Here is a 15660-nt window from a genome sequence, read left to right on the forward strand (position 1 = left end):
TACAAGGGATAATTATATGGAAAACATGGAAAATAAGGTTGTAATTGCCTCAAGAAATGAGGGTAAGATAAAGGAAATAAAAGATGTTCTTTCTAAGTATGGAATGGAAGCAGTATCGAGAGATGAGTTCGGCATTCCAAAGTTTGAAGTAGAAGAAACGGGGGAGACTCTCGAAGAAAATTCTATTATAAAGGCGAAAGCTATATTTGAACTCATTGATGAGGCTGTGATTGCAGATGACAGCGGTCTTGAAGTCGATGCACTAAAAGGAAGACCGGGTGTATATTCAGCAAGATATGCGGGAGAGCATTGCTCTATGCAAGACAATAGAGATAAGATGCTTAGAGAACTAAAGGGTGTACCTTCCGATAAGAGGGGTGCAAGGTTCGTATCTGTAATAACTTTGATTTTAAGTGACGGTGAAAGACTTATCGCAAGAGGAGAATGCAAGGGAAGAATTGCTTCTGAGGAAAGAGGAGATGCAGGATTTGGGTATGACCCGATATTTATTCCCGATGGATTTGATAAAAGCTTTGCAGAGATGAGTCAGGAGCAGAAAAATTCAATAAGCCATAGAGGCATGGCTTTAAAGAGGTTAGAGGAATTAATTGGTGAAAGAAGCAAATAAACGAGGTAAAATTCGCAATTTTTGGCACAAGTTCCTTAGAATGATAATTTACATATGGAAACAGTTTGATGACCAGTATTTCAGCGGATTTGCAGCACAAATTGCATATTATTTCTTCATGGCGAGTGTGCCAACGCTTGTTGTGTTGTCAGAGGTGCTCGGATTTTTTGATGTTTCACTTGGCTTCGTAAAGGCGTGGCTACAAATGCACATGGAATCCAAGATGAGTGAACTTCTCACAAATATTCTAAATGCTTCATCAGTTGGTGTCGGAAATGTTTTCCTCATAATATTAGCACTTTGGGCGGCTTCAGCACTTGAATTTTCGCTTGCGAGATTGAATAGCTATATACTTACGGACGGAGTATACAAATTCAGATTTTGGACTGAAAGAATTGCTGCAATTCCAACAGCACTTTTGACAATCTTAACTGCTGCAGCAACCATAGTAATAGTTATATATAGTAATGTTGTATTTGTGGGATTTTCAAATAAATACCAATATGCACCGATGAAATATCTGCTCGCACTAAGGTGGCCACTTATCTTTGGTGCGTTCTTTATAGTTGTACTAGTAAATTACTATGTTATACAATGCATCAAGGTGCCTTTTGCAAGCGTACTTCCAGGGTCTGTAATTTCAAGCCTTGGAATATTGCTTATAACATCAGTTTATTCTTTTTATATAAATAGGGCTCTAAATAGGAATATTTTATATGGTTCCTTATCAAATATAGTTGGAATAATGCTATGGTTCTATCTTATAGCTTGGGTGCTCTGCATAGGCATGATGTTTAACAAAGCTTGGGATATTGTCATGGAAAGGAATAGGTTGTCAGATGACAAGGTTCTTCAGCTTGTAGCAGAAAAAATTGAGAAAGATGGAGAGCAGGCAGTAGCAATTCCTGACAAGATTATTAAAAAAATAGAAAACAGGTTAGATAAAGATGAGTGAAAAAATTAAAAGAAAGAAGATGCTCTTTATCCTAAACCCTCGTGCAGGCACAATGCTTGCTTCAAAATATCTAGCTGAGATTTTGGCGGAATTTGAAAAGGGCGGATATATTACGACAGTTCTTCTCACGGGAAAAAGAGGAGATGGAAAAACTTTTACCATGGAATATGGCGAGGGAATGGATGTAATCGCCTGTGCCGGAGGAGATGGGACCTTAAATGAAATAATCGACGGCGTTTTGGATGCAAATTTAAAATGTAAAATCGGTTATATTCCGTCGGGTAGCACAAATGATTTTGCAACAAGCGTAGGACTCTCCAAAAACATCGTTGAGGCGGCGAAGAATATTGCAAATGGCGTTCCTAGGCCACTTGACATTGGTAGGTTTAATGGAAGATATTTTTCATATGTAGCTTCATTTGGAGCATTTACCAGCATTTCATATAAAGTGCCTCAGACGCTAAAAAATATTCTGGGTCATGCTGCTTATATACTTCAAGGAGCTACGGAAGTGCTGAACATAAAGTCTATTCATACCAAGGTATTTGTTGATGAGGGAACAGTTGAACAGACCATACTTGAAGATGATTATATCTTCGGAGCGATTTGCAATTCAAAGTCCGTTGCAGGAATTGTGACAATAAAATCAGACGATGTATATATGAATGACGGAAGAATGGAGCTGATTTTGGTCAGAAGACCAAAGAATATTATCGAATTAAATCAGACAACAACTGCTATATTAACTGGCACAATGAATTCAGATTGTATTAACTTCCTCAGTGCAAAAAAGATTAGAATTGAAATCGAGGAGGGCACTCACTGGACTCTCGACGGAGAATTTGAAAAGGGAGACACTAATAATGAGATAGTGACAATACACGGCGGAATAGAGATTATTTTGCCACAAAATAACAACTTGGATTAAATAATGATTAGGCTATTATTAAATTAATCATCAATAAAATAATTTAATAAAAATAATAATTGAATATTTAACTGAATTATACAATAAGTTATTAAATTATAAATTTTAAATAGTTCATTGAAAAATAAAAAAATATTTTTAAATGGAGGAGAGAAAATGATTAAGGAATTTAAGGAGTTTATCTCAAAGGGAAATGTAATGGATTTAGCAATAGCTGTTGTTCTTGGAGCTGCTTTTACAGCTATAGTTAATTCGCTTGTAAACGACATTATAATGCCGATAATAGGACTGATAATAGGTGGAAAGAGCTTTGAAAATCTTTCAATTACAGTAGGAGATGCTGTAATAAAATATGGTATGTTCATACAGAGCATAATCAATTACATACTTATTTCTCTCGTTGTATTCCTAATCATAAAGTCTTTAAATAAGTTTAAGAAGAAGAAAGAAGAAGAGCCTGAAAAACCATCAGAGGAAGTTATGCTGCTGACAGAGATAAGAGATCTATTAAAAAATAAATATAATAGCTAATATAAAAGAATTTATAAAAAAGAAGGTGAAATAAATGAAAGAAGCAAAGAGAGCCTATAATTTTTCAGCAGGGCCATCTGTGCTGCCAGCTAAAGTATTAAAAGAGGCAGGTTCAGAAATCTTAGATTATAAAGGAACAGGGATTTCCGTTATGGAAATGAGTCATCGCTCCAAGGAGTTTAAAAAGATAATTGAAGATGCTGAAGAAAATCTAAGAAAGCTCATGAACATTCCTGATGACTATGATGTTTTATTTATTCAGGGGGGAGGCACCTTGCAATTTTCAATGGTACCAATTAACCTTCTAACAAAATCCAAGAAAGCGGATTATATAATAACAGGTAGCTGGGCTAAGAAAGCTTTTGAAGAAGCTAAGAAATTTGGTGATATAAGGGCGGTAGCTTCGTCAGAAGATGAGAACTTTTCATATATTCCGAAAATTAAGCCTAGTGACATTAGAGAAGATGCGGATTATGTCTATGTTTGCTACAATAATACTATTTATGGCTCGCATTATAATGAATATCCTGATGTTGGAGATAAGGTGCTTGTTGCCGATATGTCATCATGTATTCTTTCAGAGGAAATTGATGTTAGCAAATTCGGTCTAATTTTTGCGGGTGCTCAGAAAAATCTAGCTCCAGCGGGACTTACAATCGTAATAATTAAGCATGAATTACAGGGAAAGGCACCGACCAATACGCCTGTTTACCTAGATTATGCAACTCATATAAATAAAAATTCCCTCTATAATACGCCTCCATGCTGGCAGATATATATCGCAGGAGAGGTTTTCAAATATCTCTTAAACCTAGGTGGTATTTCTGTAGTACATGAAACAAATATGAGAAAGGCTGATAAAATATACAAATATCTCGATGAGAGCAAGCTTTTCAAAGGGCCAGTTAGAAAAGAGGATAGGTCTTTGATGAACATCACCTTTGTTACAGGAGATGCAGAGCTTGACAAGGAATTCATAGAGGGTGCAAAAAAAGAAAATATGATTAATCTGGCAGGTCATAGAAGCGTATCTGGCATGAGGGCAAGCATATATAATGCAATGCCTGAAGAAGGAGTAGATGCCTTGGTTGATTATATGAGAAGATTTGAAAAGTCACATATTTAAGAAGATAAAGAGGGCAAGGTCATAGTTATTAAGGATAAAATAAAATTATTAAAAAATAATAAATTTATTTGTGCAGGTTTAATAATCACCATCTTATTAACCTGCATTTTTTGCCCGTGTAATGAAATTTATGGAGCTAAATCAAAGAAATATGTGAAGAAAAATCAAAAGGGAGTGACCAGGCATTCTGAGGTAAAGGAGCCTGAGATAAGTGCTGAGTCTTTTGCTGTTATGTCAATTTCAACAGGAGAGATGGTATATTCCAAAAATCCTGATAGGAAGCAATTCATTTCAGGTCCCGAAAGGCTTATGTGTGCCATATCTGTTACCGACAATATGCACGATAAGAAAGAGATGAATAATTTTGTCACGGTAAAAGAAGAATATATAGAAAAAGACGATGTTTTTAAAGCGGGTGACAGCGTAAAAGTCAAGGATTTATTATCTGCTATGCTAATATCTGGGTCAAGGAGTGCAGCTTTTTCACTTGCAGATTATTCTCTTGGAAGCCAAGGTGAGTTTGTGACATATATGAATAATAAAGCAAAGCAACTTGAGCTCAAAAACACCAATTTCACCAGCCCTGCTCTTACATATGATAAAGACCAATATAGCAGTGTGAGCGACTACGCAGTCCTTACGAGAATAGCGATGAGCGATGATTTTATTAAAAAGATGTCGGGGAAAAAAGGTTATAAAATAAAGACAGAAAAGGGAAATACAATATCAGTAAAAAATAATGAAGAACTTATAAAGGACGCAGAAAAAGCTAAAAAAAGAGGTTATAGCATCTTTGCTGGAATAATAGATGATAGTGATAATGGAAATATCAACTATATGCTGAGTGCTATTAATAAGGATATTAAACTTGTAGCAGTAACATCAAATATTAAAAAAGAAAATGCCTCAAAAGAAATGAACAAGCTCATAAAGTATGGATTTGTAAAAGTTAAGAAAACCATAGCAGTTGAAAAGAACAAAAAAGCGGGATATGCCTTGATAAAAAATGGAGAAAGGACAATAGTTCCTGTCTATACAAAGGAAAGAGCCTATGTATATTTGCCTCCTGAGGGCAGTAAATCCTTAATTGAGAAGAATAAAGTAATTGAGAAAAATATCAAGGCTCCTTTAAAAGAGGGAAAGAAGGTAGGAGAGTATAAGATATATGTTGGTGATGAATTTCAAGGTTCCGTGGATCTTATTATAAAAAAACCGATTTCCACAGGATATTTTCCATCTAAGATATATATATCAAATAATGCCATGTATATTTCATCGGGATTGATTTTGCTAATAATATTCCTGAGAATTGAAAGAAAGAGGAGAATAAAAAGAAGAAATAGAAAGAGAAGGATGAGAAGGGCTGAAAAGGCGAGAAAGATTGCAAGGAGAGAGCTTGCAAAAGAGAATTATAGAAAAAATAGTGAAAGGTATTTCTGATGTTTAATATTGGTGAAGAGCTAAAAAAACTTCCGAATACTCCAGGTGTTTATCTTCATAAGAATTCTCTTGGCGAGATAATATATGTTGGGAAGGCTGTTAATCTTAAGAGGAGGGTTTCCTCCTATTTTTCGTCTTCCAAAAAACAAGACCCAAAAGTTAGAGCAATGGTATCAAATATCAAGGAATTTGAATATATAAATTGTGCTTCTGAACTTGAGGCCTTGGTACTCGAAAGCAATCTAATAAAAGAATATATGCCAAAGTACAATGTTCTTATGAAGGATGATAAGAGCTATCCCTATATTGCTATCACACTCTCAGAGAAATTCCCGAGGGTAATAATAACGAGGAATCCTGAAAGAAATGGAAATAAATACTATGGCCCATATTCTGATGTAGGCTCCGCTCGCGTCGCTGTTCAACTTATAGAACAAATCTATCCAATAAAAAAATGTAGCAATTTATCATTTCCTAAGAGCGTAAGACCCTGCCTTTATTATCACATAGGTAGATGCGGTGGCATTTGTGTAGGCGATATAAAAAAAGACGATTACATGAGAATGATAAGAGAGATAATGGATTTTCTAGGCGGAAGGGAAACCAGTATTGTTAAGAAGTTAGAGAAAAAGATGAAAGATGCCTCGCTTAAGCTTAGATTTGAAGATGCTGCCGTATATAGAGATTATTTAAAGGCAATTAATTCTATCGGAGAGATGCAGAGGGCAACAAATATTTCAAATAAAGATATTGATATTCTAATACCGATAAATACATATAAAAATAATGCCATTATAAAATATAAGGTAAGAGAGGGGAAGCTTGTCGATAGAAGCGTTTGCTATATGGAAAATGCAAATGATGATAATTATAGCGATATGATTCCGGAGTTTATAAAACAGCATTATGTAGATAAACTTAAATTACCTAGGGAAATCTTGTTAGAAAAAAATAATAAAGAAGAGAAGATTTTAACTGAATTTCTCAATGAAATAAATAAAAAGAATTATGAAATGAAATATGATGGAAAACACAAGACAAAGCTTTATATTCCTGAAAGAGGAAGTAAGAAAGCTCTGATTGAACTGGCGAGGGTAGATGCTATCAAATTAAAGGCATCTTTAGATGCGAGAGCCGAGAGAGAGGACGAGAGAAAACTGGAAATAAAGAGAAAGATTACTTCGTTAATAGAAAGAGCATCTGGACTTAGAGGAAGAGTGCCAAGGACGCTGGGCGATGAAGATGAAAAAGAATATAGAATTGAGGCATATGATGTATCAAATATGAATGGAATTGATACCGTAAGTGCTATGGTAGTGTATGAGGGTTTAAAACCTGTAAAAAAAGATTATAGAAAGTTCAAAATAAGACTTTCTTCCGGAGATGATTACGCTGCACTTGATGAAACACTGACTAGAAGACTAAAAAGAACAATTGATGGTGATTCGGGGTTTAAAGAATATCCGGACATAATATTTGTTGACGGTGGAATAGGACAGGTAAGGACGGTTATTAAAGCTATGGAAAGATTATCCATATCAATACCGACTATCGGTCTTGCAAAGGACGATTCTCATAGAACGAGGGCAATTGTATTTGAAGACGGCAGCGAAATATCATTAAAAGAAGATAGGATACTTTATAATTATGCTGGTGCTATTCAGGAAGAGGTACATAGATTTGCTATTACCTATCAAAGAAATACCAGAGGCAAGAGAATGATAAAATCTGTTTTAGAGGAGATTGATGGAGTTGGAGAAAAGAGAAGAAAGAAGCTTCTCGACCGATTCAAAAATATAGATAATATAAAAAATGCAAGCTATGAGGACTTGCTTGAAGTTAAAGGTATAACAAGAGAAGTAGCTCACAACATAGTTGAGTTTTTTGCTGCGGACTTGTAATTTTTTAATGTTCATGGTATATTAAGCCGACTATTGATAAATTCTTAAAAGGAGAGTTAAATAATGGCTGATAAAAATCAAATTAATCCTGAAGTAGAAGATTTAGATGAAGAGGATATTATTACGCTGGAGTTCGATGATGATACAGCAGTTGATGCAGAAGTAATAGGCGTGTTTGAACTTGATGACAAAGAATATATTGCCCTTGCACCGATTGACGGAACAGATGATGTATATATCTATGGATATAAGGACAATGATGATGAAACCTTTGAGCTTCTTGAAATTGAAGATGAAGAGGAGTTTAACAAGGCTGTAGAAGAGTTCGATAAATTGATGGACATAGAGGACTAACAAATAGCACTAATAGCAGGGCAATTACTTTATTTATAATTTAAGAATAAATTTAAGCCGATATAAAATGCGATTTATTTGAACTTAAACTTAGCTTGAGAGCAAGTGATAGGCATCTTTTAAGTCGGCTTTAAATTCAATTTATTCTTTAGATTAGATTTGAACAGACAGTAATTGATTGCAATAAACGGTTGCACGCTTAATTATATTGCTTGCAACCTCTCTCATTGTGCGGATATGGCGGAATTGGCAGACGCGCACGGTTCAGGTCCGTGTGACCACAAATCATGAGGGTTCGAATCCCTCTATCCGCACCAAATAATCCCTTGGTTGCAAGGGATTATTTTATAATTTTATTAATTTTATTCGCAATTAAATAATTAGGAACTTTATTTAATTAAAAATAATCCAATTTAAAATGATTTATTTTATATGCAATATACATATGAATACACATAGGTTAAAGAGAAAATATCAAAATAAATAGTCAAATATCAATTATCATATATCAAATACATATGGAAAGGTTTTAGGAATATGGACAATAGACCAATTGGATTTTTCGATTCCGGTCTTGGCGGACTCACCAGCATAATGTGCCTTAAAGACATGATGCCAAATGAAAAGGTGCTTTTTTACGGTGATACTGCGAGAACGCCATATGGATCAAAATCCCCTGATACAATCAGAGATTTCTCAAAACATATAGTCGAATACCTTATAAGCATGAATGTAAAACTGATTGTCATTGCCTGTAACACGGCTACATCTATGGCACTTGAAATGTTAAGGGAAGAGTTTAAGGATATACCTATCGTAGGCGTAATTGAACCGACGGTAAGAAAGGTAGCAAAGGATTCGAGAAAAAGCGTTGGAATAATAGGAACAAAGGCAACGATAAATAGCGATATATATAATGCCACCCTTAGAAAGTACAATCCTGATATAAAAACAAGTAGTCTTGCCTGCCCAGCCTTTGTACCTCTTATAGAAGAAGGCATAGTAGATAATAAGATAATGGATTTAACCATTAAATATTACATGGACGATTTTGTAAAAAATGGTGATTTTGACAGTTTGATACTTGGGTGCACACACTATCCACTTATCTCTGAAAACATCAATAGGATTTATCCAAACCTAAAATTATATAGCTCATCGCAAGAAGTTATAGGAGATGTAAAGAGAATTTTAACAGAAAGAGATATGCTTGCAAAAGAAAATGATTATAAGGATAGATATTATGCTAGCGATCTATCAGAAAATTTTCTAAAGATGACAGATAATCTGTTTAAAAATAGAGATAAAAAAATTAAATTGATTAAGCTCGGCTAAAGCTCTGAAATCGCCATGTATAAAGCCAGATTAATTGACAAAATATTTCAATTCTAGTAATATAATTAGTTGTACAGTAATAGATTAAATAGGTTGGAGACTATATGGAAACTGAATATAAATATAGGTTGTCAGGTCCTATGGACATTAGGATTATCATGGCAGATCCCTTGATTTCGCATAATATTTCTGAAAATTCTTTAAGAGATATAGATATGCACGCTGTATACTTCGACACAGAGGATTTCGACTTAAGAAAAGCAGGCATAGCATATAGACTGCGTATAGAAAATGATAGAATTACAGCAACGGTTAAATGGGATGCTCATGTTAATGCCGAAACGGGACTTCACGAGAGAGAAGAAGTAAATCTAGTAATAAATGACGAGAGGTTATTTTATAGACCTAATATTGAGATTTTTGAATCAAGCAAGGTATATCCGTTGCTAAAATCAAAAACAGGTGGAAAACCACTCGTAAAAAATGTGGAAATGCAATTTAATAGACAACTTGTCAAGATTAACACAGGTTCTTCACTCAGTGCCATATCTTTTGATATAGGCTGGATAGATGGAGAGAAAGGCAGGGTACCGGTAAATGAAATGGAAGTTGAATGGTATCATGGCGATAAAGAAGATTTTAAAAAATTTGCTACAAATCTTGCCCAAGCTCACGATTTAATTCCTGAAGATGCGTCAAAATTACAAAGAGGTTTTGCAAAAAACATCTGAAGTCGCATTCAAGGTTATAAGTATGATTAAAAAAATAAAATAATATAATTACAATTTGGAGGGTTTTAATGAAAAGCACATTAGTATCTAAGGAAAACAATATTGCAAATATTACTATAGAGTATTCAAGCGAAGAATTTGATAATGCCATTACAGAGGCATATAAGAGAACTAAGAATCAATTTTCGATAAATGGTTTTAGAAAGGGCAAGGCACCTAGAAAGATAATTGAAAGCCATTATGGAAAGGATATTTTCTATGATGAAGCACTCAATGAGCTTTTGAAAAATGATTATCCAAAGACGATTACAGATTTAGAAATCGAGCCTATAGACCAACCTATAGTTGAAACACCTGAGATAAAGCAGGGCGAGCCTGTCGTTATAACAATAAAGGTTGAATTATCTCCTGAGATTGAAATTAAAGATTATGAAGGAATTGAGATAGAGAAGATTTCAGGTGAAGTTACAGAAGAAGATATTAAAAGAGAGCTAGAAAATGTACAAAAAGAGCAGGCTAGGCTTGAAACAATAACTGATAGAGCTTCAGAGAAAGATGATACTGTAATCATTGACTTTGAGGGTACGGTTGATGGTGAAAAATTTGATGGAGGAACTGGGGAAAACTTTGAGTTAAAGCTTGGCTCTGGTCAGTTCATTCCAGGATTTGAAGATCAGCTAATTGGCAAGAATAGTGGAGATGAGGTTAAGGTTGAGGTAAGATTCCCAGATGAATATGGTGCAAAAGATTTAGCTGGTAAAGATGCTATATTTATGACAAAGATTCACGAGATCAAGAAGGAAGTTTTACCAGAGATTGATGATGAACTCGCAAGCGATGTAAGTGATTTTGAGACACTTGAAGATTATAAGAAAGATATTTCAAGCAAATTACAGAAACAGATTGATGAAAGAAATGAAATTAGAATGAAAGATGCTATGCTTGAAACAATACTTGAAAAGAATGATTTCGACATTCCAAATATTATGATTTCAGATGAAACAGATAGAATAATAAGAGAAATGGAACAGCAACTCGGTTATCAGGGTTTGGATCTCGATACTTATATTGGATACCTTGGAAAGAGCAGAAATGATTTAAGATCTGAAGCAAGGGAAGATGCAAAGAAGCGTGTTGGCACGAGAATTATTATACAGAACATAATCAGACAGGAAAATATCGAAGCTTCTCAGGATGATATAGATAAAGAGATCGAAGAGTTTGCAAAGCAATATGGACAGACTGTAGAACAGTGCAAAAAAATGCTTGGCGAGGGAAGCGAACATTATTTCAAAGCCGATGCTGAAGTTAAGAAGGCAATTAATATGATGTTTGATAAGGCTGTATTTGTAGAACCTAAAAAGGAAGAACCTAAAAAGGACGAGCCTAAAGAAGACGAATCAAAGAAGGATGAAATAGCAAAAGAAGAATCTAAATAAAAAGGAAGCTAGGGGAGAATATTAATTTATGAATTTAATTCCTTATGTTATAGAGCAGACTGGAGCTGGAGAAAGAAGTTACGATATTTATTCAAGGCTTCTCAAGGATAGAATCATTTTTATAGATGGAGAAATTGACGATAGCACTGCAAGCCTTGTAGTTGCTCAGTTACTTTTCCTTGAAGCAGAAGATCCTGATACAGATATTAATATTTACATAAATTCACCGGGAGGAATGGTTACGGCAGGTCTTGCCATATATGATACGATGAACTATGTAAAACCAGAAATTTCTACTATTTGCGTAGGTCAGGCAGCTAGCATGGGTGCCCTGCTCCTCTCCTCAGGCACAAAGGGAAAGCGTTTTGCTCTACCTAGTGCAGAAATTATGATTCATCAACCTCTAGGCGGTGCTCAGGGTCAGGCATCTGATATAAAAATTCAGGCAGACCTAATTCAGAAAACTAAGAAAAGGCTAAATAAGATTTTAGCAAATAACACCGGTCAAACAATTAAGAAGATTGAGCAGGACACAGATAGAGATAAATTCATGTTTTCTGAGGAAGCTGTTAGCTACGGCCTTATAGACAGTATATTGACAGGTAATAAGTAGGAGTGCGATTTGAGCAAGAAAGAAGAAAATTCAAAAAATACATTAAAATGTTCATTTTGTGGAAAGACAAATGAAGAAGTAAATAGAATAATAGTAGGTCCGGATGACATCTGTATTTGCGATGAGTGTATAGATACTTGTTCAAAGATAATTTCAGATGATGCGACCCAAGATCAAGATAGCCTTGACGATATTCCGACACCTGATCAAATTGCTGAGCATTTAAGCCAATATGTAATAGAGCAGGAAGAAGCAAAAAAAACCCTTGCGGTCGCAGTTTACAATCATTATAAGAGAATTAAATATCTTGAAAAAAATGATAAGGATAGTGATTTGCAAAATGTTGAGCTTCAAAAGAGCAATGTTTTAATGCTAGGACCGACTGGAAGTGGAAAGACCCTGCTTGCACAGACGCTTGCAAATATTTTGCAAGTCCCATTTGCCATGGCAGATGCAACTTCGCTTACAGAAGCTGGATATGTTGGTGAAGATGTTGAGAATATTTTACTCAGACTTTATCAAGCTGCAGATGGAGATCTTGAAAAGGCACAAAAAGGCATAATCTACATAGATGAGATAGATAAGATAGCAAGAAAATCTGAGAATATGTCAATAACAAGAGATGTCAGCGGAGAGGGTGTCCAGCAGGCACTTTTAAAGATAATAGAGGGCACGGTAGCAAATGTTCCCCCTCAAGGTGGCAGGAAACACCCACTGCAAGAATTTATTCCATTCAATACGAAAGATGTCTTATTTATTTGTGGTGGAGCCTTTACAGGACTTGCAGAGATAATAAAAAGAAGATATGGAAGCAAGATAATTGGTTTTAATTCGGACGAAAAAGAGAAGAATTCTGAAGATGATGATATTCTCTTAAAGGTTGAATCTGAGGACTTGCTGAAATTTGGGCTGATACCTGAACTTATTGGCAGGATGCCGGTTATAGTACCTTTGACAGAGCTAAGCGAGTCTGCATTGACGCGGATAATGATAGAACCGAAGAATTCCATTATAAAACAGTATAAAGCACTTATAGGCATGGATGGAATAGAACTTGAGATTGAAGATGAGGCTGTCATGTCCATAGCGAATAAAGCAATAGAGCTAAAGACTGGTGCTAGGGGGCTCAGAGGAATTTTTGAAAATATAATGAGAGATGTTATGTACGAGCTTCCCTCATCCGATGGCGTAATAAAATGCATCATTACGAAAGATACGGTAGAAAAAGGTTTACCGCCCAAAATAATAAAAAGAGAAAAGAATTAATAATGCGGCGGCAGTGAGCAATCATGTGCCGCTTTAAATGTAAAATGAGCACGAAAGGGGATCTTATGATAGAGAGTGCTATTATGGATATAAATGAAAATAACGCGTGGTTCATACCACTTAGGGGTCAGTGCTTTTTCCCTGATACAATTGTAGGATTTGATGTTTCAAGAGATAAGTCCTTGAAAGCAGTCGAATATGCGATGAATTCGGATAAGCTCATGGTTGTGGCCGCGCAAAAGGATCCATCTATTAATGATCCAAGTGAAGACGACTGCTTTAAGACTGGAGTTATACTTAAACTAAAGCAGGTTGTTAAAAGACATGAGGATTATGTTAGAGTTCTTGCAGAAACAGGTAAGAAGGTTAATATCAATTCAATTGAAGATAGAGATGGAGCACTTTTTTCTAGTTATGAAATCAAGGAAGAGCAAAGCTTAGATGACGATGATGTGGTTTTAATCGCTCATTTAAGGGTGCTTCAAAAAGCTTATTTTAAATATGTAGACCTCAATAATTCAGGCGAAACAGCAGCAAGGACGCTAATAGCGGGAATTGATGACCCTGCCAAATTAACAAATATTATCGCTGGCGAGATTGATGTTGATTTCGATGTAAAACAGGAATTACTCGAAATAGATCTAATAACAGAAAAGATAGAAAAGCTCATAAATATAATAACAAGGGAGAATAATATTTTAGAGCTGACAGGGAAAATCAACAGCCGTACACTTCAAAACATGAGCCGTGGTCAAAAGGAATATTTTTTGAGAGAACAGCTAGAGGTGATAAAAAGTGAGCTTGGAGAAAGTGATTCCGAAGAAGAGGAAGCTTATAAGTGGACAAAGAAGCTCGATAAACTCAAGCTCTCTAAAAAAATAGATGAAAAACTAAGAAAAGAGATAAATAAGTTTTCAAAGATGAATATGATGAGCCCTGATGCAAATGTTTCTAGGACATATATAGAAACAATTCTGGAGCTTCCTTGGCATAAATCATCAAAGACCTCTCTTGATATAGATAGAGCAGAAAAAATATTGAATGAAGATCATTATGGTCTGGAAAAGGTAAAGGAAAGAATATTAGAAAATCTTTCAGTTCTAAAACTAACCAAGGCTATAAAGGGACCTATAATCTGCCTAGTTGGGCCACCTGGAGTAGGTAAGACTTCAATTGCAAGATCCATTGCTAGAGCTACAAATAGAGAATTTGTCAGAATGTCACTTGGCGGAGTGAGAGATGAAGCTGAGATAAGAGGGCATAGAAGGACATATGTTGGAGCTATACCGGGACGCGTGATAAATAATATTATAGAAGCAGGAACAAATAATCCATTATTTCTACTTGATGAGGTTGACAAACTAGGCTCTGATTTCCATGGAGATCCAGCCTCTGCTCTTTTAGAGGTGCTAGACCCTGAGCAGAACAAAACATTTACAGACCATTATCTGGAAATACCTTTTGATTTGTCAAAGGCAATGTTTATCACTACAGCGAACACAACGCAAACGATACCAAGACCTCTCCTTGATAGAATGGAGGTAATAGAGATTTCAAGCTATATTGAAGAAGAAAAAGTTCAAATAGCAAAGAGATTTCTTATACCTAAGGTTAAAAAAGAGCTTGGAATTTCAGATGGCAAGGTTGTATTTTCCGATTCAGCTATTAGAGATTTAATAAATTACTATACTAGAGAATCAGGGGTAAGAAATCTTGAAAGGCAGATTTCATCTCTTTTAAGAAAGGTTGCAAGAAAGATTGTAACAGAGGATAGAGAAGTTTACAGAATTAACTCAAACAATCTTAAATCATATCTTGGAAAACATATATTCAGAGATGATGAGTTAAGCAGAGGCTTTGCTATGGGAATAACGACAGGAATGGCGTGGACTTCTGTAGGAGGAGTTACTCTATCAATTGAAACGGTAAAAATGGCAGGAGCTGGTAAGCTTATACTCACAGGGCAGATGGGTGATGTGATGAAAGAATCAGCTGGTGCAGCCCTAGGTTATATTAAATCAGTCTCATCTAAATATGGGATAGATGATAAGATTTTTAAGGATTATGATATACAAATTCATATTCCAGAAGGAGCAACGCCAAAAGATGGACCATCTGCTGGTGTTACTATGTGCACTGCCCTGATGTCAACACTAACTGGCAAAAAAGCAAATAGGGATATAGCCATGACGGGAGAAATTACTTTGACAGGAAGGATTCTTCCTGTCGGAGGAATAAAGGAAAAAGTTCTCGCTGCATATAGACAGGGAATTGAAACAATTATCCTACCTAAGGACAATGAAGCGGATATTGATGAAATTCCATCATCTGTTAGAAAAAAACTTAATTTTCATACAATTGAAACAGTCGATGAAGCCTTTTCGCTTGTTTTAGAGGACATTGGTGAGTAATA

General features: G+C 35.3%; 14 protein-coding genes and 1 tRNA gene. All 15 read left to right on the plus strand.

The genetic code is table 11. The annotated features are described in order from the left end of the window. Positions 1–16: 16 nt before the first annotated feature. Positions 17–628: an XTP/dITP diphosphatase gene (locus tag BQ5371_RS01590; protein ID WP_071132199.1), complete on the plus strand. Its 612-nt coding sequence runs from the start codon at positions 17–19 to the stop codon at positions 626–628. Continuing rightward, positions 612–1583: a YihY/virulence factor BrkB family protein gene (locus BQ5371_RS01595; protein ID WP_071132200.1), complete on the plus strand. Its 972-nt coding sequence runs from the start codon at positions 612–614 to the stop codon at positions 1581–1583. The genes BQ5371_RS01590 and BQ5371_RS01595 overlap by 17 nt, the downstream gene beginning before the upstream one ends. Further along, positions 1576–2511 carry a diacylglycerol/lipid kinase family protein gene (locus tag BQ5371_RS01600; RefSeq protein WP_071132201.1) on the plus strand — a complete coding sequence of 312 codons (936 nt, stop codon included), beginning with the start codon at positions 1576–1578 and terminating at the stop codon, positions 2509–2511. Before BQ5371_RS01595 ends, BQ5371_RS01600 begins: the two co-directional genes overlap by 8 nt. Positions 2512–2667: 156 nt before the next feature. Next, a complete protein-coding gene (gene mscL, locus BQ5371_RS01605) occupies positions 2668–3042 on the plus strand; it encodes a large-conductance mechanosensitive channel protein MscL (RefSeq protein WP_071132202.1) in 375 nt (124 codons plus the stop codon). Between the two features lie 34 nt (positions 3043–3076). Beyond that, a complete protein-coding gene (gene serC, locus BQ5371_RS01610) occupies positions 3077–4168 on the plus strand; it encodes a 3-phosphoserine/phosphohydroxythreonine transaminase (RefSeq protein ID WP_071132203.1) in 1092 nt (363 codons plus the stop codon). Positions 4169–4321: 153 nt separating this feature from the next. Beyond that, entirely contained in the window at positions 4322–5608 is a 1287-nt protein-coding gene (locus BQ5371_RS01615) for a D-alanyl-D-alanine carboxypeptidase family protein (protein WP_071132204.1), read from the plus strand. Beyond that, positions 5608–7509, plus strand: coding sequence for an excinuclease ABC subunit UvrC (gene uvrC, locus BQ5371_RS01620; protein WP_071132205.1), 1902 nt, complete (start codon positions 5608–5610; stop codon positions 7507–7509). Before BQ5371_RS01615 ends, uvrC begins: the two co-directional genes overlap by 1 nt. Positions 7510–7572: 63 nt before the next feature. Beyond that, on the plus strand, positions 7573–7863 hold the full coding sequence (locus BQ5371_RS01625) for a DUF1292 domain-containing protein (RefSeq protein ID WP_071132206.1): 291 nt from the start codon (positions 7573–7575) through the stop codon (positions 7861–7863). Positions 7864–8094: 231 nt separating this feature from the next. After that, positions 8095–8180: transfer RNA gene (locus tag BQ5371_RS01630), tRNA-Leu, on the plus strand. 220 nt (positions 8181–8400) lie between these two features. Further along, a complete protein-coding gene (gene murI / locus BQ5371_RS01635) occupies positions 8401–9198 on the plus strand; it encodes a glutamate racemase (protein WP_071132207.1) in 798 nt (265 codons plus the stop codon). A 104-nt stretch (positions 9199–9302) separates the two neighbouring features. Beyond that, the gene (locus BQ5371_RS01640) at positions 9303–9929 is read left to right on the plus strand and encodes a CYTH domain-containing protein (RefSeq protein ID WP_071132208.1); all 627 of its coding nucleotides are present in this window, start codon (positions 9303–9305) and stop codon (positions 9927–9929) included. A 68-nt stretch (positions 9930–9997) separates the two neighbouring features. Further along, the gene (gene tig, locus BQ5371_RS01645; RefSeq protein WP_071132209.1) at positions 9998–11368 is read left to right on the plus strand and encodes a trigger factor; all 1371 of its coding nucleotides are present in this window, start codon (positions 9998–10000) and stop codon (positions 11366–11368) included. A gap of 28 nt (positions 11369–11396) precedes the next feature. After that, the gene (clpP, locus tag BQ5371_RS01650; protein WP_071132210.1) at positions 11397–11981 is read left to right on the plus strand and encodes an ATP-dependent Clp endopeptidase proteolytic subunit ClpP; all 585 of its coding nucleotides are present in this window, start codon (positions 11397–11399) and stop codon (positions 11979–11981) included. A gap of 9 nt (positions 11982–11990) precedes the next feature. Further along, positions 11991–13247 carry an ATP-dependent Clp protease ATP-binding subunit ClpX gene (gene clpX / locus BQ5371_RS01655; protein ID WP_071132211.1) on the plus strand — a complete coding sequence of 419 codons (1257 nt, stop codon included), beginning with the start codon at positions 11991–11993 and terminating at the stop codon, positions 13245–13247. A gap of 65 nt (positions 13248–13312) precedes the next feature. Next, entirely contained in the window at positions 13313–15658 is a 2346-nt protein-coding gene (lon, locus tag BQ5371_RS01660) for an endopeptidase La (RefSeq protein WP_083377370.1), read from the plus strand. The last annotated feature ends 2 nt before the right edge of the window (positions 15659–15660 follow it).

It is taken from the genome of Alterileibacterium massiliense (assembly GCF_900104645.1).
GTDB lineage: Bacteria > Bacillota > Clostridia > Peptostreptococcales > Anaerovoracaceae > Alterileibacterium > Alterileibacterium massiliense.